Annotated in this window: 1 protein-coding gene and 1 pseudogene; one reads left to right on the top strand and one right to left on the bottom strand. The window is 36.0% G+C overall.

The window, feature by feature from the left end; genetic code table 11:
* Nucleotides 1-128: pseudogene (locus tag EDM02_RS05910) on the bottom strand (exonuclease domain-containing protein); the annotation flags it as partial.
* A gap of 253 nt (nt 129-381) precedes the next feature.
* Here EDM02_RS05910 and EDM02_RS01430 point away from each other — a divergent pair.
* Nucleotides 382-848: A/G-specific adenine glycosylase (locus EDM02_RS01430; protein ID WP_420886340.1), on the top strand; the 467-nt coding region annotated here is incomplete at its 3' end.

Genomic DNA, 848 nt, shown 5'->3' with positions numbered 1-848 from the left:
AGCGTTAAACGATCACCATTGGGCATAAGTTTGATAATCGCGATTTCTACTATACGATCATTCACCACATCCGTACCGGTAGTCTCTAAATCTAAAAAAGCAAGTGGATTGGTTAATTTTAAATTCATGGTATACTATATGTTTTTCAATTTTGTACCTGTTAGCTGTATTTTTTTTCTATACCAACAAAATGTTCAGTAACTATCTACAACTAACTTCTTTTTGTATTTTCGATTATTTAACTGCATTTGATGCATCAAACACACGATCTTACGCTTTCCCACACTTTTTATAAGGTCAGATGGTGGGTGCATGTAAGCATTATGCCTTCAAATATTCAAATATATTAAAATAAATTACGTTTTCAGCTTTTTATTCATTATGCTACCTACTACTATAGACCACACGCTTTTTCGTAAAGTATTATGCGCTTGGTACAAAGTACATCAACGTTATTTACCTTGGCGTACTACTAAAGATCCCTATAAAATATGGTTATCAGAAATTATACTACAGCAGACAAGAGTTGTGCAGGGATTGCCCTATTATGAACGTTTCATAGCGCACTATCCTTCTATTGTAGCATTAGCTAATGCTACAGAACAAGAAATTCTACGTTTATGGCAAGGTTTGGGCTACTATAGTAGAGCACGTAATTTACACCATTGTGCGCAAACCATTGTGGAAAAATACAAAGGCGTTTTTCCTGCCAGTTATCGAGATTTACTTGCCCTTAAAGGGATTGGACCCTATACAGCTGCAGTAATAGCTGCGGTTTCTTTTAAAGAAGTAGTGGCTGCAGTAGATGGAAATGTCTACCGGGTATTAGCCCGTTTGTTTGGCTTAAC

This window comes from Candidatus Cardinium hertigii, from assembly GCF_003788695.1.
Note: the sequence above shows the minus strand (reverse complement) of the source record. Positions and strands in the feature narration are given on the sequence as shown.